The organism is Streptomyces sp. NPDC058576, from assembly GCF_042718715.1.
In the GTDB taxonomy this organism is placed as follows: Bacteria; Actinomycetota; Actinomycetes; order Streptomycetales; family Streptomycetaceae; genus Streptomyces.
In genome coordinates, this window is record NZ_JBHXPF010000057.1 from 1 (window position 1) to 25,917 (window position 25,917).

At 73.1% G+C, this 25,917-nt stretch carries 15 protein-coding genes; 6 read left to right on the forward strand and 9 right to left on the reverse strand.

Features of this window, described 5'->3' with window-relative positions; genetic code table 11:
* Positions 1-35: 35 nt before the first annotated feature.
* Entirely contained in the window at positions 36-953 is a 918-nt protein-coding gene (gene ftsX / locus ACFWRV_RS29455; RefSeq protein WP_384338801.1) for a permease-like cell division protein FtsX, read from the reverse strand.
* Positions 954-1,007: 54 nt separating this feature from the next.
* Positions 1,008-1,697: a cell division ATP-binding protein FtsE gene (gene ftsE, locus ACFWRV_RS29460; RefSeq protein WP_003968787.1), complete on the reverse strand. Its 690-nt coding sequence runs from the start codon at positions 1,695-1,697 to the stop codon at positions 1,008-1,010.
* A 260-nt stretch (positions 1,698-1,957) separates the two neighbouring features.
* Here ftsE and ACFWRV_RS29465 point away from each other — a divergent pair, with 260 nt between their 5' ends.
* Positions 1,958-2,158 carry a hypothetical protein gene (locus ACFWRV_RS29465; protein ID WP_384338803.1) on the forward strand — a complete coding sequence of 67 codons (201 nt, stop codon included), beginning with the start codon at positions 1,958-1,960 and terminating at the stop codon, positions 2,156-2,158.
* A 233-nt stretch (positions 2,159-2,391) separates the two neighbouring features.
* Here ACFWRV_RS29465 and ACFWRV_RS29470 read toward each other — a convergent pair whose 3' ends face one another.
* The 4 genes from ACFWRV_RS29470 to ACFWRV_RS29485 form a co-directional block, all read right to left on the reverse strand.
* Complete coding sequence (locus ACFWRV_RS29470) at positions 2,392-3,180, reverse strand: LPXTG cell wall anchor domain-containing protein (RefSeq protein ID WP_384338805.1); 789 nt, start codon at positions 3,178-3,180, stop codon at positions 2,392-2,394.
* A gap of 331 nt (positions 3,181-3,511) precedes the next feature.
* On the reverse strand, positions 3,512-4,618 hold the full coding sequence (prfB, locus tag ACFWRV_RS29475) for a peptide chain release factor 2 (RefSeq protein WP_384338806.1): 1,107 nt from the start codon (positions 4,616-4,618) through the stop codon (positions 3,512-3,514).
* Between the two features lie 93 nt (positions 4,619-4,711).
* Positions 4,712-5,956 carry a serine/threonine-protein kinase gene (locus ACFWRV_RS29480; protein ID WP_384338808.1) on the reverse strand — a complete coding sequence of 415 codons (1,245 nt, stop codon included), beginning with the start codon at positions 5,954-5,956 and terminating at the stop codon, positions 4,712-4,714.
* A 186-nt stretch (positions 5,957-6,142) separates the two neighbouring features.
* Complete coding sequence (locus ACFWRV_RS29485; RefSeq protein WP_384338809.1) at positions 6,143-7,831, reverse strand: serine/threonine-protein kinase; 1,689 nt, start codon at positions 7,829-7,831, stop codon at positions 6,143-6,145.
* A 474-nt stretch (positions 7,832-8,305) separates the two neighbouring features.
* Between ACFWRV_RS29485 and ACFWRV_RS29490 the strand changes: the two genes are divergently transcribed.
* From ACFWRV_RS29490 to ACFWRV_RS29510, 5 genes are all read left to right on the forward strand, one after another.
* Positions 8,306-12,007, forward strand: coding sequence for an FHA domain-containing protein (locus ACFWRV_RS29490; protein ID WP_384338810.1), 3,702 nt, complete (start codon positions 8,306-8,308; stop codon positions 12,005-12,007).
* Between the two features lie 219 nt (positions 12,008-12,226).
* The gene (locus tag ACFWRV_RS29495; protein ID WP_384338811.1) at positions 12,227-13,585 is read left to right on the forward strand and encodes an ABC transporter substrate-binding protein; all 1,359 of its coding nucleotides are present in this window, start codon (positions 12,227-12,229) and stop codon (positions 13,583-13,585) included.
* A 100-nt stretch (positions 13,586-13,685) separates the two neighbouring features.
* Positions 13,686-14,972, forward strand: coding sequence for a carbohydrate ABC transporter permease (locus ACFWRV_RS29500; RefSeq protein WP_384338835.1), 1,287 nt, complete (start codon positions 13,686-13,688; stop codon positions 14,970-14,972).
* The gene (locus ACFWRV_RS29505) at positions 14,969-15,910 is read left to right on the forward strand and encodes a carbohydrate ABC transporter permease (protein WP_384338813.1); all 942 of its coding nucleotides are present in this window, start codon (positions 14,969-14,971) and stop codon (positions 15,908-15,910) included. The genes ACFWRV_RS29500 and ACFWRV_RS29505 overlap by 4 nt, the downstream gene beginning before the upstream one ends.
* 204 nt (positions 15,911-16,114) lie before the next feature.
* Positions 16,115-18,346, forward strand: a complete 2,232-nt coding sequence (locus ACFWRV_RS29510; protein ID WP_384338814.1) for a CDP-glycerol glycerophosphotransferase family protein — start codon at positions 16,115-16,117, stop codon at positions 18,344-18,346.
* Between the two features lie 22 nt (positions 18,347-18,368).
* Here the strand turns inward: ACFWRV_RS29510 and ACFWRV_RS29515 are convergent, their stop codons facing one another.
* The 3 genes from ACFWRV_RS29515 to ACFWRV_RS29525 are packed head-to-tail and all read right to left on the reverse strand — an operon-like array spanning position 18,369 to position 25,875.
* On the reverse strand, positions 18,369-19,511 hold the full coding sequence (locus ACFWRV_RS29515) for a glycosyltransferase (RefSeq protein ID WP_384338816.1): 1,143 nt from the start codon (positions 19,509-19,511) through the stop codon (positions 18,369-18,371).
* Positions 19,508-22,372 carry a CDP-glycerol glycerophosphotransferase family protein gene (locus ACFWRV_RS29520; protein WP_384338817.1) on the reverse strand — a complete coding sequence of 955 codons (2,865 nt, stop codon included), beginning with the start codon at positions 22,370-22,372 and terminating at the stop codon, positions 19,508-19,510. Before ACFWRV_RS29520 ends, ACFWRV_RS29515 begins: the two co-directional genes overlap by 4 nt.
* On the reverse strand, positions 22,369-25,875 hold the full coding sequence (locus ACFWRV_RS29525) for a CDP-glycerol glycerophosphotransferase family protein (protein WP_384338818.1): 3,507 nt from the start codon (positions 25,873-25,875) through the stop codon (positions 22,369-22,371). Before ACFWRV_RS29525 ends, ACFWRV_RS29520 begins: the two co-directional genes overlap by 4 nt.
* Positions 25,876-25,917: the final 42 nt, after the last annotated feature.

Here is a 25,917-nt window from a genome sequence, read left to right on the forward strand (position 1 = left end):
CCGCTGGTCGTAGACCGCGCCCCAGGAGGCGTATGTCATACCTTCAGATACTTGCGCAGCGCGAAGAGCGCGGCGATCGCCGGCATCAGCAGGCCGATCGCGAGCACCAGCGGAAGCTTGGTGAGAACCGCGTCCCAGCCGATGAAGTTGATCAGGTTCAGCTTCTCCTGGAGGGCGAGGCCGCCGTCGATCAGGAAGTACCGCCCGCCGAGCAGCATGGCGCAGGCCAGCACGCCGCCGATCAGGCCGGCGACGGCCGCCTCCATGATGAAGGGGGCCTGGATGTAGAAGCCGGAGGCCCCCACGAGGCGCATGATGCCCGTTTCACGTCTCCGGCTGAACGCGGAGACGCGCACGGTGTTGACGATCAGGATCAGCGCGATGACCAGCATCAGGATCATCACGTAGATCGCGACGACGTTCATGCCGTTCATCAGCTCGAAGAGGTTGTCCAGGATGGACCGTTGGTCCTGGACGGACTGCACCCCGTCCCGCCCGGCGAAGGCCGTCGCGACGACCTTGTACTTCTGTGGGTCGTCCAGCTTCACGCGGAACGACTCCTGCATCTGGTCGGGCGTGATGTTGCCCGCCATCGGGGAGTCGCCGAACTGCTCCTGGTAGTGCTTGTACGCCTCGTCGACCGTCTCGAAGTGGACCGTGTCGACGGCGTCCATCTTCTCCAGATCGGCCTCGATCTCCGCCTTCTGCTCCTTGGTGACAGCCCCCTTGGCGCACTTGGGCATGTCCTTGGCGTCGTTCTTGTTGCAGAGGAAGATGGAGACGTTGACCTTGTCGTACCAGTAGTCCTTCATCGTGCTGACCTGCTCGCGCATCAGCAGCGCACCGCCGAACAGGGCGAGCGAGAGGGCGACGGAGACCACGACCGCGAAGGTCATCGTGAGGTTGCGGCGGAGACCGACGCCGATCTCCGACAGGACGAACTGGGCGCGCATGGCGTCCTTTCAGTACTCGATGCTCGAAATGCACGAGGGGCCGGAGCCCCCCGGTCAGTGCTGGTAGCCGTAGACGCCGCGCGCCTGGTCGCGTACGAGACGGCCCTGCTCGAGCTCGATGACGCGCTTGCGCATCTGGTCGACGATGTTCTGGTCGTGGGTCGCCATGATCACGGTGGTGCCGGTCCGGTTGATCCGGTCCAGCAGCTTCATGATGCCCACCGAGGTCTGCGGGTCGAGGTTGCCGGTCGGCTCGTCCGCGATCAGCAGCATGGGGCGGTTGACGAACGCGCGGGCGATGGCCACACGCTGCTGCTCACCACCGGAGAGCTCACCGGGCATCCGCTCCTCCTTGCCGCCGAGGCCGACGAGGTCGAGGACCTGGGGCACGGCCTTGCGGATCTCGCCGCGGGGCTTGCCGATGACCTCCTGCGCGAAGGCCACGTTCTCCGCGACCGTCTTGTTGGGCAGCAGACGGAAGTCCTGGAAGACCGTCCCCAACTGGCGGCGCATCTGCGGCACCTTCCAGTTGGACAGCCGCGCGAGGTCCTTGCCGAGCACATGGACCATGCCCGTGCTGGCGCGCTCCTCGCGCAGGATCAGTCGCATGAAGGTCGACTTGCCGGAGCCGGAGGACCCCACCAGGAAGACGAACTCACCCTTCTCGATGTCCAGCGAGACATCGCGCAGAGCCGGTCGGGTCTGCTTCGGGTAGGTCTTGGAGACGTTGTCGAATCGGATCACGGATGCACCACGGTCGGCCGGGAGTAGGTGAGCGTGACCATACGCGAACCGGGCTCACGCGTGCAGGCGGCGTCCGGCAATGGGCGATTTATGGCGGATCACCCTACGGAACGAAACGGGTCGTGCCGGACCTTGTCCGGCGGGCCGCGCCGAAAACGCCGCGAGCTGGCACAGTGGTGGGGGGAACGGTTGCGTTTCCGTGAGCGTTGTGCGGAGAGAACGCAGGCAAGCGGCTCCGCCGCGCGGGAGGAGGAATGCGCATGACCTATGACCGACTGGTGTGCGCGAACTGCGCGTCCCCCGTCAGCGAGGGCCGTTGCCGTGTCTGCCGCGCCGTGCGGCAGCAGATGCTGGAGGAGCAGGGCCAGGGCCCGCTGGCCGGGATGAGCCCGGCGACGCTGATCGCCCTGATGGTGGTGCTGCTGACGGCGCTCGCGCTGCTGGCGCACCAAGCGGCCTGATCGGGCGCGCGCGGCCCTGCGGGGCCACCCCTCATCATCCCCATCGCCCCTTCGGGGCTGACAGACGCACGCGTACGGCCGCCTGAGCGGTCCGGGCGCGCGGAAGGGCCCGGGAGGCGTCGTACGCCCTCCCGGGCCCTTCCTCATGCTGTGCCGTGCCGTGCAGGGGCCTGACTCGCGCCCGCTACCCGTCGGTACGGTCCACCGGGGTCCCCTCGGACCCGGCCGCGGACCTAGGCGACCGTGCGACCGCCGCCGACGAGGCGCGGCAGGACGCGGAAGCCGATGCCGCCCGCGATCATCGTCGCGGCGCCGATGACCAGGAAGGTCGTCTCGGCCGCACCGGTCTCGGCGAGCTCTTCCTTGCCCTTGCTCTGCTCGACCGGCTTGTTGCCGACGCTGTCGGTGTCGGTGTTGTCGGTGCACTCGGCGCCGTCGAGGTCGACGGTGCAGGAGCCGACGTCGTCGCCACCGCCGGTGGAGCCGGACGTGCCGGTCGCGCCCTGGTCGCCACCGGAAGCGCCCGAGGTGCCGGTGGAGCCCGAGGTACCCGTGGTGCCCGAGGTGCCGGTGGAGCCGGTCTGCCCCTCGGAGGTGTCGCCGGTCGAGGACGTCTCGCCGGTGGTCTCACCCGTGGTGGTCTCACCGGTCGTCGAGGTCTCACCGGTGGTGGACGTCTCGCCGGTGGTCTCACCCGTGGTGGTCTCACCCGTGGTCGACGTCTCGCCGGTGGTCTCACCCGTGGTGGTCTCACCGGTCGTCGAGGTCTCACCCGTGGTGGACGTCTCGCCGGTGGTCTCGCCCGCCGCGCCGCCCGAGTCGACGCCGCCCGGGTCGCCGCCACCGATGAGCTCGCCGAGGAGGCCTTCGCCCTCGTTCTGGTCCTGCGTGGTGATGGTGGACTCGCTGGAACCATCGAGGTCCAGCGCCTGCGCCGCACCGGCCGCAGTCAGCGAGGCACCCGCGGCGATAACCGCGCCGGCGGCTATCCGCGCGACGCGAACACGCGTCTTCTTCGTCATCTGTTGCTACCCCCAGTAGCCGATCTCGTCATTGGAGCAGCCATATGCGGGCCGTGGGCCCTGCGGGGAATCTCTCTCGGCAAGGCCACGTCGTGTCGTGGTCACCCCGCCCGCCCCCCGGTTCACACCCGTCCCAGACATACGCATGCTGCTCTAGCACCCTGGCCAGAGTTAAGGATTACGTCAAGGCCGTTCCGTGCACTAGGCACCGGTATGGGGGTTCTTGACGGCTATTCGGAAGCCCGACTGTGACGTATCGGGCACAGATCCTCCGCAACGCGGGCGGGCCCGGACAGCCATCTGTCCGGGCCCAACCTGCGTACCGCTGAAGCTACTTCTCCCGCTGCTTGCGCCAGCGGATGCCCGCCTCGACGAAGCCGTCGATCTCGCCGTTGAAGACCGCCTCGGGGTTGCCCATTTCGAACTCCGTACGCAGGTCCTTGACCATCTGGTACGGGTGCAGGACGTACGAACGCATCTGGTTGCCCCAGGAGTTGCCGCCGTCGCCCTTGAGCGCGTTCATCTTGGCCTGCTCCTCCTGGCGGCGGCGCTCGAGAAGCTTCGCCTGGAGGACGTTCATCGCGGACGCCTTGTTCTGGATCTGCGAGCGCTCGTTCTGGCAGGAGACGACGATGCCGGTGGGCAGGTGGGTCAAGCGGACCGCGGAGTCCGTGGTGTTGACGCCCTGTCCGCCGGGGCCCGAGGAGCGGTACACGTCCACGCGCAGCTCGGACTCGTCGATCTCGATGTGGTCGGTCTGCTCGACGACCGGGAGCACCTCGACGCCCGCGAAGGACGTCTGGCGGCGGCCCTGGTTGTCGAACGGCGAGATGCGGACCAGGCGGTGGGTGCCCTGCTCGACCGAGAGGGTGCCGTAGGCGTACGGGACCTGGACGGCGAAGGTGGTCGACTTGATGCCGGCCTCTTCGGCGTACGCGGTCTCGTAGATCTCGGTCTTGTAGTTGTGCTGCTCGGCCCAGCGGAGGTACATGCGCTGGAGCTTCTCCGCGAAGTCGGCGGCGTCGACGCCGCCCGCCTCGGCGCGGATGGTCACCAGGGCCTCGCGCGCGTCGTACTCGCCGGAGAGGAGCGTGCGGACCTCCATCTCGTCCAGCGCCTTCTTCACGGATTCCAGCTCGGCCTCGGCCTCCGCCCGGGCGTCGGCGTCGCCCTCGTCCTCGGCGAGCTCGAAGAGGACTTCGAGGTCGTCGATGCGGCCGCGCAGGGCCTCGGCCTTGCGGACCTCGGCCTGGAGGTGCGAAAGCTTGCTGGTGATCTTCTGGGCCGCCTCCGGGTCGTCCCACAGGGACGGCGCCGCAGCCTGCTCCTCGAGCGCGGCGATGTCCGCCCTCAGCGCATCCAGGTCCAGGACGGCCTCGATCGACCCCATGGTCGAGGAGAGGGACTTCAGCTCTTCGGAAATATCGACGACTGCCACGGGTCCAGCGTAACGGCTGGGCGGATGAAGCTTGCCCTCCCCCGGGAACAGGCCCGTGAACGGGCCCGGCGGCAGGCCCGGGGAAGGGTGCGCTCACGGGGTCGCCGGGGCCGAGTTCTCGCTGTCCTGGGGCGCCCCGCCGCCGTCGCCGCCGCCGGTGGCCAGCCAGCCGCCGACCGCGACGGCGGCGCAGAGGGCGAGGGCGGCGACCCCGAGGGTGATGCGGCGCTTGCGGACGGCCGCGGCCTTGTTGCGGGCGGAGCCGGGCCGGGGCCTGCCCGGGGCGCGGGGTGCACGGGCCGTGCCGAGGGGGCCGCCCGCCAGCTCGTCCGGGGCCGGGACGCGCATGCTCGTGTGGGTGTCCCGGTTGGAGTCGGGGGCCGAGCCGGGCACCAGCGGGACCGCCCCGCGGCGGCGGGGCTCCTCGGTGGCCGGGGTGTACTGCTGCTCGTCGTAGGCGGGCTGCCGCTCGCTCTCCTCCGGGTCGGGCTCGTCCACCTCCAGCGGCGGTATCCCCGCCAGCAGGGGCAGCAGGTCGCGCAGCCGTACGGCCAGCTCCGAGGCGCGCAGCCGGGAGGCGGGGGCCTTGGCCAGGCACTGCACCAGGAGCTGCCAGAGCTCCTCGGGGATGCCGGGGAGCGGGACGACGGTCTCGGTGACATGGCGGCGCAGGACCGCGCCGGGGTGGCCGCCGCCGAAGGGCGTGAACCCGGCGAGCAGCTCGTAGAGGACGGTCGCGAGCGCGTAGATGTCGACGGCGGCGCGCGGCGGGAGGCCCTCGACGATCTCGGGGGCCAGATAGTCCGGCGTACCGATGATCTTCGTGGCCTTGGTGCGGCGCGGGGTGTCGATCAGCTTGGCGACGCCGAAGTCGGTGAGCAGGGCGGGGTGGGCGCCGCCGGGTCCGAGCGGGCCCTCCATGTCGAGCAGGATGTTCTCCGGCTTGACGTCCCGGTGGACGATCTGGGCCTTGTGCGCGGCGGCCAGTCCGTCGGCGACGTCCGCGATGATCGCGACGGCGGCCTCGGGGGCGAGGCGGCGCTCGCGGTCCAGGCGGGTGCGCAGGTCGGTGCCGCGTACGAGCGTCATGACCAGGGCCAGGTCGTTGCCGTCCACGACGAGGTCCCGGACGGCGACCACGTGCGGGTGGTCGAGCCCGAGCAGGGCGTTGCGCTCCTGTACGAAGCGGCCCACGAGCTCCTGGTCGGACGCGAGGTCCTCACGGAGCAGCTTGATGGCGACCGGGCCCTCGGGCCCCTCGCCGAGCCATACCGTGCCGGCGCTGCCGCGCCCCAGGATCTGGTGGGCCGTGTACCGGCTGCCGATATTCCGTGCCAAGACTGCTCCCTCAGCGGCTGGCGGTGGACCCCCGGTCGACAAAGTTACGCGGCGTTCGGGGTGTCACACGCCCAGGATGGCACCGACCTTCACTTCTCCGGGCGGAATGGGCCCGGAGAAGTCGACAAAGGGACAGTGTTGCGGGCCCTGGGGAGCATGCCCGGCCGCCAGGGCCCCGCTGACGGGTCAGGCTCCGCCCGAGCCTCCGGCGCTGTCGCCGACCTTGGAGATCCAGTCGGTGACCGTGCCGATCGCGTCGCCGATCGCTTCCCAGTAGCCCTTGCCCTGGGCGACCCAGTCCTGGAGCGGGGTCAGCTCCCAGATCAGCCAGCCGGCGACGACCAGGAGCACCAGGGTGAACAGGCAGCCCTTGAGGCAGCCGAGTCCGGGGATCCGCATCGGGTTGGCGCCGCGCTGCCTCGGCGGGCGCGGCTCGCGCGGCGGGCGCGCGGCCGGCTGCTGGGGCTGCTGCGGCTGCGGGGGCGCGTACTGCTGCCGCTGGGGCTGCTGCGGCTGCTGGTAGCGCTGTGGCTGGTGCTGCTGTTGCTGCTGGTGTTGCGGCGGGTACTGCTGGTGCTGCGGAGGCGGCTGGCGGCGCTGGGGCTGCTGCTGTTGCTGTTGCTGGTGCTGGTGCGGCGGCTGCTGGCGCTGGGGCCGGCGGCGCAGCGGGTCCTGGCTCGGGTCCAGGTACTGCACCTGGGTCTGCTCGTTGCGGTCGCGGGCCGCCTGGAGCTGCGACTGCCAGGGGTGCGGGCCGTCCGGCTGCGGCGGCCCGTCGGGGCGCTGCGGCACGGGCGGCATGACGGCGGTCGGATCGGCGTGGCCGCCGCCGGGGCCGCCCTGGCCCCCGGGGCCGGACTGCGGGAGCACGCTGGTGGCGGCGCCGGGGTCGTAGGAACCCGCGTTGCTCGGCAGCACCTGCGTGGGATCGGCCGCGCCCGGGGTCTCCGGGACGGCCGTGGGCGCCGGGTCGGGGGCGAGCAGGGCGCCCACCCCTTCGGCCGCGGCGATCTGGGCCGAGTTCGCGTGGACGCCGATGCCCGAGGCGACCGTACGCAGGCCACGGGCCAGGTTCTCCGCGCTGGGCCGCCGGTCCGGGTCCTTGCTCAGGCAGCGCTCTATCACCGTCCACAGCGGCGCGGGGACGGTGGAGGGGCGGCGGGGCTCCTCGCTGAGGTGCCGGTGCAGGACTTCGAGGGCGGTGCCCCCGGCGAACGGCGGTCGGCCGGTGACCAGCTCGTACAGCAGGATGCCCGCGCCGTAGATGTCGACGGCGGAGGTCTGCGGGCGCCCCTCGGCGGACTCCGGCGCCACGTAGGCGGGCGTGCCGACGAACTCGTGGGTCCGGGTCAGGCCCGGGGAGTCGGCCAGGCGCGCGATGCCGAAGTCGGTGAGCATCGGGGTCATGCCGCCGTCGCGCTCGTCGAGCAGCACGTTGGCGGGCTTGAGGTCGCGGTGGACGACGCCGTCGGCGTGGCTGGCGGCGAGCGCGTCCGCGATCTGCGCGGTGAGCAGGGCGGCGGCGACCGGGGTGAGCGGGCCGTTCGCGCGGAGGTAGCGGTGCAGGTCGGGGCCGTCGATCAGGTCCATCACCAGGGCGAGGAGATCGCCCTCGACGACGAGGTCCCGGGTGCGCACGATGTTCGGGTGCGTGAGCCGCAGCAGGACGGAGCGCTCCCGCAGGAACCGCATCACCACATCGGCGTCGTTGGCCAGCTCCTCCTTGAGGACCTTGATGGCCACGGTCTCGCCGGGCTGACCCGCGACGGCTGCCTCGGCGCCCGCGGTCTCCCGCTGGCGGGCTCGCCAGACGGTGCCCGTGGCGCCGCGCCCGAGCGGCTCCTCGAGCAGGTACTTGCTGCCTACCGGCCGCACGTCATGCGCTCCCTGCTGATCGTGGTGCTTGCGGTCCCCCCGGCCCGCCCGAATGTTCCGGCCCACTGTAATGCCGCCGAACGGGGCACCGGGGGCTCACGTTTCGAGGGAAGACGCGGAGACCGGGCGGAAGGTTGCCGCACACCTGATCACAGGCCGGTCGGGCGTTCGGCGAAAGGTGCGGGTTTCCGCCCGATGTACGGCGGACAACTCCCCGGAAACCTCACCGAGCGACGGGATCCGGACGCAAGCAGGCACTTTTGCGCCCACAGCCGACCATTCAAGATCATTTAAAGGTGACCGCCGGGCGTGTTGTCAGTGGCAGGTGCGAGGATGCCTCCAGCACGGATCTGCGGGGTCGGAGCCTCGCGGTGCGTGACGACCTGTACGGACGACGTGTCCGTGCCGGGTGGGGGGAATCACAGGGCGTTTCCCCTGCCGGGCACCCCCGCGCAGAAGGGACCGCTGACGGCGATGCAGATCCGGTTGACCGTCCTCGCGCCGCGCAGCGGCCAGACCCCGGCGCGCACCTGCGACGTGCTCGTCACCGCCCCCGCCGGGACGGCGCTGGCCGCCGTCGCCTCCCAGCTGGCCGCCGCCGTGTCGGGGCCCGAGAGCTCCCAGGGCGGCGGGGCGGTCGTGCTCTTCGCCGGACGGGAGCGGCTGGACGGGCACCGCATCGCGCTGGGCGAGCCGCCCCTGGTGGACGGCGCGGTCCTCTCGCTCCAGGTCCCCGGCGACGACGAGGCGACGGACGCCGCCGTCCCGGCGCAGCTCCACGTGGTGGCGGGGCCCGACGCGGGCGGGGTCCATCTGCTGCACGGCGGGCAGATCCGGATCGGGCGCTCCGCCGACGCGGACGTCCCGCTCGACGACCCGGACGTCTCCCGGCTGCACTGCGCGGTGACGGTCTCCGACGACGGCCGGGTCTCGGTCGCCGACCTCGGCTCGACGAACGGCACCTCGCTGGACGGCGTCGAGGTGCACGACCGGCCGGTCCGCCTCGCCCCCGGCGCGCTGCTGCGGCTCGGCGAATCCGCCCTCCGCCTCACGTCGGGCTCCCGCACGCCGACGCTGCCGACCGCCCCGGACGGCGAGGGACACCTGCGGGTGACCCGCGCCGAGACGGCGCCCGCCGCCCCGGGCCAGGGCACCGGTGCGCCCTTCGCCGCGCGCACCCCCGACCACGGAGGCCAGGGCCACGTGTACGGCGCGCCGGCCTCCCCGTTCGCCGCCTCTCCCGCCTCCCCTTCCGGGGCGTACGGGTACGAGGGGCCGTCCTCCGACGAGCCCTCCTGGCCGCGGCATGCCGAGGCCGGGCAGGTCGCCCACGCGGGACACGGCACCCACGCCCGCGGCGAGGAGTTCGCCGAGGCCCCGGCGCCCCGGCGCGGCATAGGAGCGTGGGCGCGGCGGCTCAAGGGCGGCGCGAAGGACGAGCAGGCGACCGGCCCGGAGACCGGGGCCGGCGCGCGGGGTAACGCGTACGGAGCCCGCACACCGCACGCTCCGGACGCCCGCGCGGCGTACGGATCGTCGACGTACGGCTCCGAGGCGTACGGCTCAGAGGCTTACGGCTCAGAGGCGTACGGAACCGAGGCATACGGAACCGGCACGTACGGCTCCGGCGCTCACGGGACCGGCGCGCACGGCTCCGCCGCGGGCCCCTCCGGCGGACCGGGCGGCTTCCCCGATGCCTCCGGCGGCCCGTCGGGGGCCGGGCACCTCGCCTCCCCGGTCTCCCCCGGCTCCCCCTTCTCCGCGCTGCCCTCCGCGCCCGAGGGCACCTGGCCGGACCCGGCGGCCGTGCTGCTGACCGCGCTCGGGCCGGGGCCCCGGCTCTGGGAGCGCCACCCGGAGCACCCGGAGGCGCTCGTGGTGCGGCTCGGCACGACGGACCGGGCCGAGGTGCCCGGCGTGCCGGTGACCGTGGGACTGCGGGAGGCCGGTTCGCTGGGGCTCGCCGGCCCTCGCGCCCGGCTGGCGGGTCTGGCCCGGGCGACGGTCGCGCAGCTCGCCGCGCTGCACTCCCCGTTCGACCTGGAGATCGTCCTGCTCTCCACGGACCGCTCCCGCACGCTGGAGGAGCGGCGGCGCGAGTGGTCCTGGCTGGGCTGGCTGCCGCATCTGCGCCCGACGCACGGGCAGGACTGCCGGCTGCTCCTCGCATACGAGCGCGAGCAGGCGGAGGCCCGAACGGCCGAGCTGGTGCGCCGCCTCGACGAGGGCCCTCTCGGTCCCGGCTGGCCGCATCTGGACCGGGCCGCGGTGGCCGAGGCCGCCCGCGCCCATACGGGCCCGCACACGGTGGTCGTCCTGGACGGCGACCCCGGTACGGCGTTCCTGCGCGAGACCACGGCGCGGCTGGCCGGGGCGGGCGCGGCCGCCGGGATCCATCTGATCTGCCTGGCCGAGACCCCCGCCGCCTCCCCCACCTCGCCGGTGGCCGCGACGTACGAGGCCGCCTGCCGGGGCTCCATCGCCTTCCGGGAGTGCGGGGCGGTCGCGATGCTGAGCGGCGACGTCGCCACGGCGTTGCGCCTGCTGCGCACGGCGGGCGGGCAGGCCGCTGGGCACGGGACCGTGGCCGCGGTGGACGCGGTGTCGGCGGCCTGGGCCGAGCGGTTCGGGCGGGCCCTGGCCCCCCTGCGTGAGGAGGGTTCGGCCGCACTGGCGGGCCGCCCGACGACCGCGGCACTGCCGCCGTCCGCCCGGCTGCTGGACGAGCTGGGCCTGGCCCGCGCCACACCGGCCTCGCTGATGGCCCGCTGGGCGTCCACGGCGGAGGCTCAGCCGGGCGCCTCGGCGCCCCGGACCGCCGCCGGTCCCCAGCTCCGCTCCGAGCTGGACAGCGCCAACTCCGGGCGCACCCTCAGCGCCGGCCCGCGCGTCGGCCCCCAGCGCACCGCGGCCTCCTCACCCCACGACGACTCCGGCCGCACGCCGTACCCGGCCGCGGGCGCCCCCGACCCGGACCGCACCCCGTATCCACCGCTGGACACCCGCGACTCCGAGCGCACGCCCTACCTCGGGTCCCAGCGTTCCGGCTCGGGGCAGCGCCCCGGCGAGCAGGGCGACGCCGCCGTCCCGGCCTGCGGCCCCGGTCTCCACACCGGCCGGCCGGTCCTCGTGCTCGGCGCGGGCCCCCGCGGCCCCCTCAGCGTCGATCTCGCCGACGAGGGCCCCCACCTGCTGATCGAGGGGCCCCCGGGCAGCGGCCGCACCGAGCTGCTCCGGGCCGTCGCCGCCTCGCTCGCCTCCGCCGCCCGGCCCGACCGGCTCGGCATCCTCCTCGTGGACGGCACCGGCGGCGAACAGCGGGACCGCGGCGAAGGCCTGCTCCCCTGTACGGAGCTGCCGCACGTCTTCACGCACCTCGTGGCGTCCGACCCGGTCCGGATGCGGGAGTTCGCGCAGGCCCTGGGCGGCGAGCTGAAGCGGCGCGCCGAGCTGCTCGGCGATCTGGACTTCGCCGCCTGGCACGAGCGGCACGCCCGGCAGGACGCCCAGCAGGAGAGCGCCCCCCGCATCGTGGGCCAGCGGCCGCCGAGCGTCTCCGAGCGCCGGGGCGATCTGGACTCCCCGGCCAGCGGCACCCTGCGGCTGCGCCCCGCCGCCGCCCGGTCCGCGGCCCCCGGCCCCTCCCCGCTGCCCCGCCTCGTCGTCCTCGCCGACGACTTCGACGCGCTGGTCGCCCCCGCGCTCGGCTCCCCCGGCCGGCCCGCGGCCGGTTCGGTGGTGCGGGCGCTGGAGGCCGTGGCCCGGGACGGCGGGCGGCTCGGGGTGCACCTGGTCGCGACCTCCGCGCGCCCCGACCGCACCGAGGACACCGAGCTGGCCCGTGGCGCCCGGCTGCGGATCGTGCTGGACGCCCCGGTGCTGCCGCCGTCCCCGGACGAACCGGCCCCGGGCAGGGGCCGGTTGGGCCATCCGGACGGCCGGGTGACGCCGTTCCAGGGGGGCCGGGTCACGGGGCGCATCCCGCGTACGGCGACGCTGCGGCCGACCGTCGTCCCGCTGGAGTGGGAGCGGATGGGCGATCCGCCGACCCGGCGCCCGGTACGGGAGCTGGGCAACGGGCCGACCGACCTGGCGCTGCTCGCCAGTGCGCTGGAGCGCGCGGCCCGCTCGGTGAACGCCGAACGGCTGCCCGCGCTCGTGCCGTTCACCGCCTGACCACGGCCTGGCCGCGACCTCCGGGAAGGCCGCTCCTACCCCTGCCCGGGCAGGCTTCCGACATGCCCTGACCTGACGTCACGAGGCGATCACGATCAGCGCGTCGGAGCCTCCGGCGGTATTGCGGGGCCCGTGCACCGGGCGTAGGACTGTGCGCACGGACGACGGAGTCCGGGCATGCGGACGTGGCCGGGCGTGTAGGGAAGAAACGGGGCAGGAATGCGCACAACCCTCTCGATACGCAGGGCCGCACTCGTGTTCGCGGCGGTCGGCGCTCTGGCGCTGACCGGTTGCGGAGGCGACGGCGAGAAGAAGTCGGGCGACGACTCCGGCAAGGGCACGGACAGCGCGTCCACGGTGAAGCTGCCGAAGCTGGACGGGGAGGACGTCTCCGTCGCCGCGGTCTGGACCGGTCCCGAGCAGGAGAACTTCACCAAGGTGCTGGACGAGTTCGAGAAGCGAACGGGCGCGAGCGTGACGTTCGTCCCGGCGCAGGACCCGATCATCAACTTCCTGGGCACGAAGATCGCGGGCAAGCAGCCGCCGGACGTGGCGATGATCCCGCAGGTCGGCGCGATCCAGCAGGCGGCCGCGAAGAAGTGGGCCAAGCCGGTGGGCGCCGAGGCGCGGGCCCAGCTCGGCCAGAACTACGCGAAGGTCTGGCAGGACCTCGGCGCGGTGGACGGCACCCAGTACGGCGTGTATTTCAAGGCCGCCAACAAGTCGCTGATCTGGTACAACGCCGCCGCGTTCGACAACGCGGGGGCGAGCGAGCCGAAGACCTGGAAGGACTTCCTGACGACCGCGGAGACCGTCTCCGCCTCCGGCGTCACGCCGGTCTCGGTGGGCGGCGCGGACGGCTGGACCCTGACCGACTGGTTCGAGAACGTCTACCTCTCGCAGGCGGGGCCGGAGATGTACGACCAGCTGGCGAAGCACGAGATCCCGTGGACCGACCCGTCCGTCAAGGACGCGCTGACGACACTCGCCGAGCTGTTCGGCAAGCCGGAGCTGATCGCCGGCGGTGCGGACGGGGCGCTCCAGACGGAGTTCCCGGCCTCGGTGACGCAGACCTTCACCGGGGGCGACCAGCCCAAGGGCGCGATGGTCTTCGAGGGCGACTTCGTCGCCATCAACATCGGGCAGACCGAGGCGAAGATCGGCACGGACGCGAAGGTCTTCCCGTTCCCGGCGGTCGGCGCGGACTCGCCGGTGGTGACCGGTGGCGACGCGGCGGTGGCGCTCAAGGACAGCAAGGGCGCCCAGGCGCTGCTGACCTGGCTGGCGTCGCCGGACGCGGCGAAGATCTGGGCCGAGTCGGGCGGCTTCATCTCCCCGAACAAGGGCCTGGACATGAAGGCGTACCCGAACGAGGTGCAGCGCACGATGGCCCAGGCGCTGATCGACGCGGGTGACGACGTCCGGTTCGACATGTCCGACCAGGCCCCGCAGTCGTTCGGCGGGACGCCCGGTGCGGGCGAGTGGAAGATCCTCCAGGACTTCCTGAAGAACCCGAAGGACATCGCGGGGACCCAGAAGAAACTGGAGTCCGCGGCGGCCGAGGCGTACAAGAGCTGACGCCGTGACGACAGCGACCGCGGGGGGCGCCGGTGCGGCGCCCCCCGCCGACGACACGAGTCCGCGCCCGTCCCCCGACCCGAAGAAGCCCGGCCGGAGCGTGACCGGCACCCGCAAGGTGGCCGCGGCGGCGTTCCTGCTGCCCGCGCTGGTGCTGCTCGGCGCGCTGGTGGTCTATCCGATCGGGTATTCCGTCTACCGGTCGTTCTTCGACCAGGCCGGTACGAGCTTCGCCGGGATCGACAACTACAAGGCGCTCTTCACCGACGACACGATTCTCACGGCGGTGAAGAACAACGCGATCTGGGTGGTCCTCGCCCCGACGGTCGCCACCGCGCTCGGGCTGATCTTCGCGGTGCTCACCGAGCGGATCCGCTGGGGCACCGCGTTCAAGCTGATCGTCTTCATGCCGATGGCGATCTCGATGCTGGCGGCGGGCATCATCTTCCGGCTGGTGTACGACCAGGCTCCCGAGCGGGGTGTCGCCAACGCGGTGGCGGTGGGCGTGCACGACACGTTCAACCAGTCCTCCGGCTTCCCGAAAGCCCGCCCGCTGCCCGTGCACCCGCTGGAGAAGGCGGCCGGCGGGACCTTCGTCGCCAAGGAGCCGATCCGGGCGGGTCAGCCGCTGCGGGTGCCGCTGGTCGGTGTGGCCCCGGCGAAGATGCCGGGCGACGCGCGGCCGGCCCAGGGCGCCCCGGCGGCCTCCGGGGACAAGATCTCCGGCACGGCGTGGCTGGACTTCACCCGGGGCGGCGGCGGGAAGCCGAACGTCGTGGACCCGAAGGAGCTGGGGCTCAAGGGGCTCAAGGTCGAGGCGGTGAAGGACGGCGAGGTCATCGCCTCCGCCACCGCCGGAGCGGACGGGGCGTTCACCCTGCCCGCCTCGGCGGACGGGGCCCAACTGCGTCTGCCCGCGGACAACTTCCGCGAACCGTACAACGGCGTCGACTGGCTCGGTCCGTCCCTCGTGACGCCCGGGATCATCGGCAGTTACGTGTGGATGTGGGCCGGGTTCGCGATGGTCCTGATCGCGGCCGGGCTGGCCGGTCTGCCGCGCGAGCTGCTGGAGGCGGCCCGGGTGGACGGGGCCAACGAGTGGCAGGTGTTCCGCCGGATCACGGTGCCGATGCTGGCGCCGGTGCTGGTGGTGGTCCTGGTGACGCTGATGATCAATGTGCTGAAGGTCTTCGACCTGGTGTTCATCATCGCGCCGGGCTCGTCCCAGGACGACGCGAACGTGCTGGCGCTCCAGCTGTACCGGTCCTCGTTCGGCACGGACGCGGATCTCGGGATCGGCAGCGCCATCGCGGTGCTCCTGCTGCTGCTGGTGATCCCGGTGATGCTGGTCAACATCCGCCGGATCCGGAAGGAGGGACGGCGATGAGCAGCACCCCGGACCTGAACACCGCGCGCATCGGCCGCCAGAAGGCGGTCTCCCGGCAGCCGGGCGCCCCCGAGGCGCCCAAGCCGAAGCAGTCCCTCGCGGCCAGGATCGCCGCCCGGGCCGGCGGCGGGGTGATGAGGGTCTTCCTGATCCTGGTCGCCCTGTTCTGGCTGATGCCCACGATCGGCCTGCTGCTGTCCTCGCTGCGCGGTCCCCAGGACATCGCGGCGACCGGCTGGTGGAAGATCTTCACCGCCCCGTCCGAGCTGACCCTCGACAACTACCAGCGGCTGCTGGACAATTCGACGATCACCGGCTCCCTCGTCAGCACGATCATGATCACCGTGCCGTCCACCGTGCTGGTGGTGGTGATCGGTTCGCTGGCCGGATACGCCTTCGCCTGGATGGAGTTCCCCGGCCGGGACTGGTGGTTCCTGCTGGTCGTCGGGTTGTTGGTGGTGCCGGTGCAGGTCGCGCTGATCCCGGTGTCCGAGCTGTTCGGCACCATCGGGATCTTCGAGACGACGCTCGGCGTGGTGCTGTTCCACACGGCGTTCGGCCTGCCGTTCGCGATCTTCCTGCTGCGGAACTTCTTCGCGGAGATCCCCCGCGAGCTGCTGGAGGCCGCCCGGCTCGACGGGGCGGGCGAGATCCGGCTCTTCACCCGGGTCGTGATGCCGCTGGGCGGTCCGGCGATCGCCTCGCTCGGGATCTTCCAGTTCCTGTGGGTGTGGAACGACATGCTGGTCGCCCTGATCTTCGCGGACTCCGAGTCGCCGCCGATCACCGTGGCGCTCCAGCAGCAGGTACGCCAGTTCGGCAACAACATCGATGTGCTCGCGCCCGGCGCGTTCGTGTCGATGGTGATCCCGCTGGCGGTGTTCTTCGCCTTCCAGCGGCAGTTCGTCTCCGGCGTGATGGCGGGCGCGGTCAAGTAGCCCGCGCCACAGGGCCGTACACCCTCGGAGGCGTACGACCGCGAAGCGTACGGCTGTACGTCAACACGGAGCGGCCCGGTTCCCCGGAACCGGGCCGCTTCGGCGTCCTGGTCCCCCGATTGCCGCGTCCGGCGTAACCCTGTCATTCCATCCGACGTTTGCGCTCTGCCTGGCTTCCGCGAACGATCGACCCATGGATGTGTAGTGCCCCGGTTCTCCGTCATCGTGCCCGCATGCCGGGTCCAGGCGTATCTGCACGCGTGTCTGGATTCCGTGCTGGCCCAGTCCTTCAAGGACTACGAGCTCATCGTGGTCGACGACTGTTCCCCCGACGCCTGCGGACCGATCGCCGACGAGTACGCCCGCCGGGACCCTCGCGTCACCGCACTGCACCTGCCAGACAACATCGGCCTCGGGCCGGCCCGCAACGCCGGAATGGGCCGGGCGGCCGGCGACTACCTGATCTTCCTCGACGGCGACGACACCCTGCTGCCGGACGCGCTCCAGACCATCGCCGACCGGATCGACGCGACCGGCGACCCCGACGTCCTGATGTACGACTACGCCCGTACGTACTGGACGGGCCGCAGCGTCCGCAACGTCCTGGCCGCCCACCTCGACGAGGCCGGGCCCGCCCGCTTCCGGCTCACCGACCGGCCCGAGCTGCTGCGACTCCTCATGGTCGTCTGGAACAAGGCGTACCGCCGCGCGTTCGTCGAGGCCGAGGGGTTCACCTTCCCGCCGGGCTACTACGAGGACACCCCCTGGACCTACCCGGTGCTGATGTCGGCCGATTCGATCGCGGTGCTCGACGCCGTCTGCGTCTCCTACCGGCAGCGGCGGCGCGGCAACATCCTCTCCACCACGAGCGAGAAGCACTTCGACGTCTTCGACCAGTACGACCGGGTCTTCGCGTTCATCGACGCCCGCCCCGAACTCGCCCTGTGGCGACCGGTGATGTTCCGCCGCATGCTGGACCACTTCTCGGCGCTGTACGCCTCCCGGGACCGGCTGCCGCTCCACAGCCGCGCCGCGTTCTTCCGCCGGGCGGCCGCTGCCTGCCGCCGCTATCGCACCCCCGGCGCCCCGGCCCCCCGCCGCGCACTCCTGCGGCACGGCCTGCTGCGGCTCGGCGCGCGGCGCACCTACCAGGCCCTGTCGGTGGCCCATCGCCTGAGCGGCCGGCTGCGCCGGGGCGCGGCGGCGGTCCGCCGGGCGGTGCGGGCGGCGGCGCTGCGGGCGCACTACCGGATCCAGCTGCGGCTGCCGCTGCGCACCCGGGACGCGGTGTTCGCCACCTGGGGCAGCAGCGGGTACGCGGGGAGCCCGGCGGCGGTCGAGGCGAAGGTCCGCGAGCTGGTGCCGGGGCTGCGGACGGCCTGGATCTGCCGGCCGGCCGACGCCCACACCGTGCCGACCGGCACCCGGCACCTCGCCCCCGGCACGTTCGCCCACCGGACGGCGCTGGCCCGTTCCGCGTATCTGGTGAACGACGGTTCCTTCGACCGGGGGCTGGTCAAGCGCCGGGGTCAGATCCTGCTGCAGACGCACGAGGGCACGCCGCTGCGGACCGTGGGCACCGATCTGCTGGACCGGCCCGCAGCCGCCCGGGGCACCGACTTCGAGGAGCTGCTGCGCTCCGTCGACACCTGGGACTTCTCCCTCTCGGCCAACCCGCACTCCACGCTCGTACGGGAGCGGGCCTATCCGTCCGCGTACACGACGCTGGAATACGGTTCGCCGCGCAACGACGTGTACCACCGCACCGGCCCGGCCGACGTGGCGCGGCTGCGCGAGACGCTGGGCATCCCCGAGGGCGCCACCGCCCTGCTGTACGCCCCGGTGCCCCGCGACTACCGGCGCGTCCAGCGGCCCGCCCTGGACCTGGAGCGGCTGGTACGGGTCCTGGGCCCGCAGTTCGTCGTCCTGGCGCGGGCGCCTCGCCCGGCCGGCCCCGGGGGCGGCCACCGTGCGCCGCATCCCCGGATCATCGACGTCAGCGCGCACCGGTCCGTGGAGACGCTGGCGCTCGCCTCGGACGCCCTGATCACCGACTACGCGTCGCTGATGTTCGACTACGTCAACCTGGACCGGCCGGTGGTGCTGCACCTCGACGACATCGAGGCGTACGAGGCGGCCCGGGGCACGTACTTCGACGTCACGGCGTTCCCGCCCGGCATCGTCGCCCGGGGCCAGGACGAGCTGTTCGACATCTTCGCGACCGACCACTGGCGGGGCTCCCGCTCGGCGCAGTTGCGAGCCGCGTTCCAAGCCCGGTTCTGTCCGTACGACGACGGGTACGCCGCCGAGCGGGTGGTGCGGCGGGTCTTCCTCGGGGAGACGGACGGGCTGCCGCTGCCGGTACCGCCCACGGCCCGCCGGACGCCCGCGGCCCTGCCCGCGCAGGACGGGGCCGGGGCGGCCGTCGGGGGCTGACCCCGACGGCCGCCGCGCGGGCTCAGCGTTCCAGGAACGCGAACAGCTCCTCCCAGCGGCGCAGGGTCTCCGGCTCGGAGAACCGCTGGACGCCGGAGCGGGCCCGCGCGCCCATCGCGTCGCGCAGCCGGGGGTTCCCGGTGAGCCGCAGCAGCCGGTCGGCGAGGGCGGCGACGTCCCCGGCGGGTGCCAGGAGCCCGTCCTCGCCGTCCCGGACGATCTCCCGCACCCCTGGCGCGCAGTCGAAGGCGGCGCAGGGAACCCCGCTGGCCATCGCCTCCAGGAGAGCCAGCGGGAAGCCCTCGCCGCGGGAGGACTGGACGAAGACGGAGGCGTCCGCGAGGGCCCGCTCCACGTCGTCGGTGCGCCCCATCCACTCCACGGAGCCGTCCAGGCCGAGGCTCGTGCACTGCTTCTTCAGCGCGGTCTCGTCCTCGCCCGCCCCGTACACGCGCAGCTTCCAGTCGGGGCGGGCGGGGGCGACCAGGGCCCAGGTGTCCAGGAGCAGGTCGATGCCCTTCTGGTCGCTGAGCCGGCCGATGCTGGCGACGGTCCTCGCGGTGCGCGGTGAGGGCACTGCGGGAAGACGGGAGAGGGCGTTGGGCAGGAAGCCGACGTTGTTCATGCCGTCCCCGGCCCACCGGTCGGCGTCCTCCTCGGTGAGGACGAGCCAGTGGTCGAGGTCCCGGTAGTGGTTCTTGATCCAGCGGTAGCGGTGGCTCGCGCGGGAGTAGCCGTAGGACTCGTGGCTCATCCCGATCACCCGCAGCCCGGTGGTGTCGGCCTCCCCGACCCACTCCATCGCCCAGACCTGGGTGACGATGACGACCGCGCCGGGGCCGGCGGTGGCGAAGAGCTCCGAGAGCCGTCCGACCGCCTGCTTCTTGGCGGCGACCCGGGCGGCCTCCTTGCGCCGGCTGGGGATCCGGAAGCGGTCGCGGACGCCGTGGGGCGTCCAGGGGGTCGGCGGGTGGGCCGGGTAGAGGGCGGTGACGGGGTGGGCGGGCCGTTCGGGCAGCGCCATCTTGAGGTCGGAGGCGTGGATGCCGATGGTGTGGACCCGGTGCCCCTGGTCGGCGAAGAGGCGCGCGGTCTGGTGCATCCAGCCGGTGACGCCGCCGAGTTCGTCGGTGCTGTTGGAGACGATGAAGATGTCGCGGCTCATCGGCCGGCCCCCCGGTCGTGGTCGGTGGTGTGGCGGGCGCCCCGGGAGGCGGTGGGCCCGAAGACGGCGGCGACGGTGGCGCGGGACGCGTCGCCCCGGTCGTAGGCCCCGAACCGCTCGGCGAAGGAGCGCCGTCGGTCGGCCCACCGCGTGTCGGACTTCTTCAGTTCGGCGAGGGCGGCGAACAGCTCCTCCTGCGTCGCGGCCACCGGCCCCGGGGCGTCATCCAGCAGGTCGAAGTAGCTGCCGCGCTCGGCCGCGTACGCCTCCAGGTCGGGGGCGAACAGCACGACGGGCCGGTCGAGGAGGGCGAAGTCGAACATGATGGAGGAGTAGTCGGTGACCAGCACGTCGGCGAGGGCGAGGAGTTCGCTGACGTCGTGGTGGCGCGAGACGTCGACGACGGTGCCGGGCGGGCAGACCGGCAGCCGGGCGGACTCCAGGTAGTGGGCCCGCACCAGCAGGGTGTGCGTGTCGCCGAACCGCTCCGCGAACTCCCGTACGTTCAGTAGGAGTCGGCTTTTACGCTGCTTCCCGGGGCCACCGCGGAACGTCGGGGCGTACAGCACGGTCTTCTTGTGGTCGTCGAGACCGAGCAGCCCGGCGAGCGGTGGGCGCGGCAGCCTCCCCTCGGTCTCGGCCCGGGTGCGCTCCGCGATCAGGGCGTCGTTGCGCGGGTAGCCGGTCCGCAGGAGCGTCGTCTCGGGCAGCCGGTAGGCGCGGGCGAGGGTGTCCACGTCGTGCTCGGAGCGGACGAGGAAGTGGTCGAAGCGGTCCACGGCCTGCTGGAGCCGCTCGCGCTGCGGGGCGTTCTGGAGCCGTACGCGGGTCTCGTCGAAGCCCATCCGTTTGTACGCGGACCCGTGCCAGGTCTGGAGGTACGTGGTGTGCCGGGGCTTGCGCAGATGCTGCGGGAAGCCCTGGTTGTCGACCCAGAACTCCGCGCGGGCCAGGGCCCACAGGTAGCGCCAGGACCAGCGGCGTACCAGGCGGGCGGTCGTCGGGAAACCGGCCGGGGAGGGGTCGTAGGACCAGGTGGCGCGCAGCTTCAGGCCCTGGCGGCGGATCTCCTCGTACAGGGCGCGGGGGCTGTCGCCGTAGCAGGTGCCCATGTGGCTCTCGAAGACGACGGAGCCCCGGCGGACGGGGAGCCGGGTGAGCCAGGTGTTGTAGACGGCGGCCTTGCGGCCGCGGGAGCGGTAGCGGTCCAGCCGCTTGCGCAGGGCCCGGACGAGGAGCTTCGCCTTGCGGGCGGGCCGGAAGTGGGTGGCGTAGCGGATCAGGCGGTGCGTGGTGCGGGCCGGGCGGCGGCGGGCGGTCAGGCGCAGCGCGAAGTGGTCCTTGAGGGTGATGTAGGGCTCCCAGGTGTCCGCGGCGAGCCGCCCGAGCCGGGGCCGGGCCGCGAACCGGACCGCCCCGGCCACCTGGTCCTGCGGGGCGAACAGGTCGCTGACGGACCGGACTCCGTCCGCCTCCAGGATCAGCCGCGCGTCCCACGCCGTGTCGCGGACGCCGACCGGGCGCAGACGGCGCGAGACGTCGGCCCGTGCGCGCCAGATGATCCCGTTCCCGTCGTGCCGGACCTCCTCGACCGGGAACGCGACGGCGTGCGCCCCGCCCCGGGCCCGGAACTCCAGGGTGGCGGCGAGGGGGGTGCCGGGGCCGGGAGCGCTGTGCCCGGGCAGCACGAGACGGCCTTCGAGCAGCAGGCGGCCCCGCTCGGCGGCCGCGCAGCGGGTGAGCCGGTTCATCAGCCGCGCCTCGCCGAACGGACGGTACTGGTGGCCGAGTTCGGTGATGTCGGCGACGGGCTCCCGCGATGCGCCGCACCAGCTGACCCGCCCGTCCGCGCCCGTCGTCAGCGGCGCGCACACGGTGGCGGGCCGGCTCAGCGCGTAGGCCGCCGCGAGGACCTCTTCGGCGTCGCCCCGGGCCAGCAGGCTCACGGCGACCCGCTCCAGCGGCGGCAGGTCCGGCGGGACGGGCCGGGTCAGCGTGCGGGCGGCGGCTGCGGCGACCCGGTCGCGGCGGGCGGCGGGCAGCCGGGGGAAGGACCGGACCAGCGGCACCAGATGGTCCCGGGCGAACGCCTTCTCCCGCTCCTCGCGCAGTTCGGGCAGCCCGCGCGCGAGGAGGGTGTTGGCGACCCGGCGGTGCGCCTCGACCAGGGCGGTGAGGTCGCGGGCCCGGTCGGGGACGGCCCGGCCGGTCACGACGAGCCGGCGCACCAGGGCGATCCGGCCGACGGATGCGGCGGCGAGCGGGCCGAACAGGATCTCCCCGTGCGCCAGGTCCTCCTCGTACCGCAGCCCCTGCCGCCTGGCGGCCTCGCGGCGCAGACAGAATCCGGTCACCAGGGCGTCCCTGACGACGAGTTCGGGGGCGTCGGTGAAGCGGGCGAGGGTGCGGGAGCGGGTGAACAGCTCGCCCTGCCAGGACGGCTCCCGTTCCTTGCCGCCCTCGTCGGCGGTCCGGCTCCAGCGGCCGGCGATCAGGTCGGCGCGGCTGGTCTCGCCCGCCTGCCAGAGGTTGCGGCAGGCGTGCTTCTGCAGCCGCTCACCGCTGCCGAGGACCAGGACGTACCGGCCGCTCGCCGCGTCCAGGCCCGCGTTGCGCAGGGCCCCGACGGTGCGGGCGGCCGGGTCGGCGTGGACCAGGCGGACCCGCTCGGGCGCCCGGGCGGCCAGGGCGCGGGCGGCGGTGCGGACGGCGGGGTCGGCGGCGGCGGCGAGAACCACGAGGGCCTCGGAGCCGCGCAGCGACTGGCCGAGGACGGACTCCACGGAGGCGCGCAGGGCGTCGGCCCCGCCCGGGCCCTCGCCGTCCCCGCCGCCGGTGATCACACAGCTGAAGTCGCTCATGCCCGCTCCCCCTCGACCGGCCGGTCACCCTCGGTCGCCCGGTCGCCCGGGGGCGTCGGGTCGCCCTTGAGCATCCGGTCGACGACCCCGGCGGCCGCGGTCCCGTCGTCGAGATCGCAGAACGCCTCCCGGAACCGCTCGTAGGCCTCCCGGTGTCCGGCGGTGGCGGCCACCGGGTCGCGCAGGGCGGCCACGATCCCGGCGGATTCGGGGATCAGGGGGCCCGGGGCGCGGCGCTCGAAGTCGAAGCAGAAGCCGCGCAGGGTGTCGCGGTAGTGGGCCAGGTCGTAGGTGTGGAAGAGCATCGGGCGGCCGGTCTGGGCGAAGTCGAACATGATCGAGGAGTAGTCGGTGACCAGCACATCGCTGATCAACAGCAGTTCGGTCACGTCCGGGTGGCGCGAGACGTCCCGGACGAAGTCGGTGTCGGGGACGGTCCCGCCGACGAGGTAGTGGCGCCGCACCAGCAGGACATGGTCGTCGCCGAGGGCGTCGCGGGCGTGCTCCAGGTCGAGGTGGAGGTCGGGGGCGTACCGCCCGCCCTTCCGGGGCTGGTCCTCGCGCCAGGTGGGGGCGTACAGGATCACCCGCCGCCCCTCGGGGATCGCGAGCCGCTCCCGTACGGCGGCGGCGACCTTCGCCCGGTCGGTCTCGTACAGCAGGTCGTTGCGCGGATAGCCGCACTCCAGGACCTCGCCCGAGTAGCCGAAGGCGCGGCGCAGGACGGGGGTGGAGAAGCTGTTCGGGGAGACGAGCACGCTCCACTGGGCGGACCGGCGTTCCATGGACGCCATGTACGCGGCATCGGCGTGCGGGCTGCCCGCGAGGTCGCGGCCGATGCGCTTGAGGGGGGTGCCGTGCCAGGTCTGGACGACGCACTGGCCCTCGGCCCGCTCGAACCAGTGGGGAAGGTGGGTGTTGGTGACGATCCAGCGGCTGCGGGCCAGCGCCTCGTACCAGGCGGCGCTGTGCAGGGCGACGGCGGTGACGCCCTCGGGCACGGCCGCCTGCTGGTCGCGGACGACCCACAGGTGCTCGATGTCCCGTCCCCGCGCGGCGAGTTCGCGGTGGATGGCCCGGGGCGAGTCGGAGTGCTGGCGGCCGTCGAAGCTGGAGTAGAGGACGGCGGGGCGCAGTTCGGCCGTGGACGCGCGCTGGTCGGCGTACCGTTCGCGCTGGACACGCTGCCCGTACGGCCCCCGCTCGGCGGCCGGGAGGGCGCTGCCGGACTCCAGGACGAGCCGGTCGTGGTGACGCCGCTGAAGAGTGAAGTCTCGTCCCACTGACTGCTGTCGTAGCGGGAGAAGGTGGTGCAGCGAGATGCTCAGCCGCAGCGGCCGGTACGCCTCCGGGTCCCGCTCCCCCGGTTCGCGGAGGAAGAGATACCAGCGTCCCTCGGCGAGCGGCAGCGCTCCGCCGGGCCCTTCGACGGCGGCGGGGGCGATCACCGCCCGGAAGCCATCCCCCTCTCCGCGCTCCACCTCGACGACGACTTCTTCCTGGTGCCCGCTGTGCCGCAGGACGAGTTCACGGGCGGTGCCCGTGGGCTCGGGGAAGCTCCCTTCGAGGGTCAGCTCTCCCGGCTCCTCCCACGCGACGGAGGCGACGACCGGCTGGACCGGGCGATCGGTGAGCACGAGGTCACCCGAGGGGTTGGGGGCCGCGTACAGCTCACGGCCGCCGGGCAGCGCATAGCGCCCGTCCTGGCCGTCGGTTCGGGCGGCCACCGTCAACGGCTGTCCCTCGCCGACGAGTTGCACACCCCAGATGTCGTCCTCCCCCCGGAACGCGCTGAGCGGGATGTCCGCCGCCCGGGAGCCGAGCGAGCCGCGCAGGGCGAACTCCCGGGTCTCCTTGGTGCGCCACTCGGTGAGCCGGAGGGCCACCGGCCCGGCGTCGCCGAGGATCTTCACGTCCAGGCGGACGGTGGTGTCCTCGACCGCCGACTGCCCGGTCAGGACGGCGGCGACGCGTTCGGTGCGCAGCTCCAGCTTGTTGCCGGACAGGACGGGGACGACACGGGTCCGCTCGTCGGTGTACGTCACGGCGGGCGGGGCCGGGGTGCCGACGAGCCGCATCGGGCCCCGGCGCGGCCGGCCCGCGCCGATGACGACGGCCTCCAGCTTCCACGTCGTACGGCCGCCGTTGCCCCTCCTGGCGATCGCGCGCGGGTCGACGACGGCCTCGAACCCGGCACGGTCGTACCGGTGCAGGGAGCGCCCGGAGCGGGCGGTGGCCTCGTCGCCGTCGACGGGGCGCAGGCGCAGCGGGATCAGCCGCTTCCCGGACCGCAGCCAGCCGAGCCGCGGGGACCCGCCCGGGGCGTTGCGCACGTAGGCGTACCCGGTCAGGCGCAGCTGCCCGTCCCGCCAGACGGCCTCGGTGAGGTGGGCGTGGACGGGCAGATCGGCGGGGGTCAGCGCGGTCGTGGCGGGCGGCAGCGGGTCGCGGACGGCGGGGTGCTGAGCCCGGGGGCGGAGCAGTCCCGTGACGTGGAAGGTGTCCCGGTCCTTCTTCTCGTCGGCGAGGAGGGCGAGGAGTTCGGGGAGCCGGCGTTCCCGGATGAGCTGCCACTTGACCCGCAGGTGCAGGGGCAGTGAGGCGAGGACGTCGGGTTCGACGGTGGCGGCGAACGCGCCCGCGTGCTCCAGGAAGGCTTCGTGGAACTCCGTGTCGCCGTCCGGCAGGGCCTCGATGAACAGCCACAGGTCGCCGGAGAGCGCATGGGCGTCGTAGCGGCGCTGGGCCTCGGCCGCCCCTTCCGTCCGCGGCCGGTCGGCGAGGAAGCGGCTGACGGTGGTGACGGCGGTGACCCGGTCGCGGATGCCGCGGGGCACGGCCCGCCGGGTGGTGATCGAGCCGTCGCGGTCGCGCCAGTGGTAGACGGGTTCCTCGACGACGTCGACCGAGCGGGCCAGGAAGTGGGCGGGGAGGACGACGGCGATGTCCTCGTACAGCACGCCCGTCGGGAAGGCGAAGGCGTGCTCGTCCCAGAAGGTGCGGCGGAAGACCTTGTTGCAGGCGATGCGGTCGCCGAGCAGGATCCAGTCCCGGGTGACGTGGGTGGCCCGCCGGGCCTTCTCCATCGGTTTGCGGAACATCGGGGACTGTTCGAGATCCCCGTTCGCCCGCAGCCGGAGCACGTTCCCGGTGGCGAAGTCGGAGCCGGAGCGGTCGAGTTCGGTCAGCATCCGGGCGAACGCGCCGGGCGGGACGACGTCGTCGCTGTCGACGAACGTCAGGAACTCGGCGTCGGGGTGGGCCGCGCGGACTCCGGCGTTGCGGGCCGCGCCGAGTCCGGCGTTCTCCTGCCGGAGCAGCCGGAAGCGCGGATCACGGTCCGCGAACTCCTGGGCCAGCGCCGGGCCGTCGTCCGTGGAGCCGTCGTCGACGAGCACGACCTCCAGGTCCGGCATGGTCTGCTCGGCGAGCGAGGACAGGCAGGCACCGAGGTACTCCTCGACGTTGTAGAGGGGGACGACGACGGTGAGACGGGGTGCCATCGCAGCGCACGATCCTTCCGGGCGGACGACATCGGGGTCAAT

Coding starts and splice junctions, on each gene's coding strand:
- ftsX (WP_384338801.1), bottom strand. CDS start 953: ATGCGCGCCCAGTTCGTCCTGTCGGAGATCGGCGTCGGTCTCCGCCGC.
- ACFWRV_RS29465 (WP_384338803.1), top strand. CDS start 1,958: ATGACCTATGACCGACTGGTGTGCGCGAACTGCGCGTCCCCCGTCAGC.
- ACFWRV_RS29470 (WP_384338805.1), bottom strand. CDS start 3,180: ATGACGAAGAAGACGCGTGTTCGCGTCGCGCGGATAGCCGCCGGCGCG.
- ACFWRV_RS29490 (WP_384338810.1), top strand. CDS start 8,306: ATGCAGATCCGGTTGACCGTCCTCGCGCCGCGCAGCGGCCAGACCCCG.
- ACFWRV_RS29495 (WP_384338811.1), top strand. CDS start 12,227: ATGCGCACAACCCTCTCGATACGCAGGGCCGCACTCGTGTTCGCGGCG.
- ACFWRV_RS29505 (WP_384338813.1), top strand. CDS start 14,969: ATGAGCAGCACCCCGGACCTGAACACCGCGCGCATCGGCCGCCAGAAG.
- ACFWRV_RS29515 (WP_384338816.1), bottom strand. CDS start 19,511: ATGAGCCGCGACATCTTCATCGTCTCCAACAGCACCGACGAACTCGGC.
- ACFWRV_RS29520 (WP_384338817.1), bottom strand. CDS start 22,372: ATGAGCGACTTCAGCTGTGTGATCACCGGCGGCGGGGACGGCGAGGGC.
- ACFWRV_RS29525 (WP_384338818.1), bottom strand. CDS start 25,875: ATGGCACCCCGTCTCACCGTCGTCGTCCCCCTCTACAACGTCGAGGAG.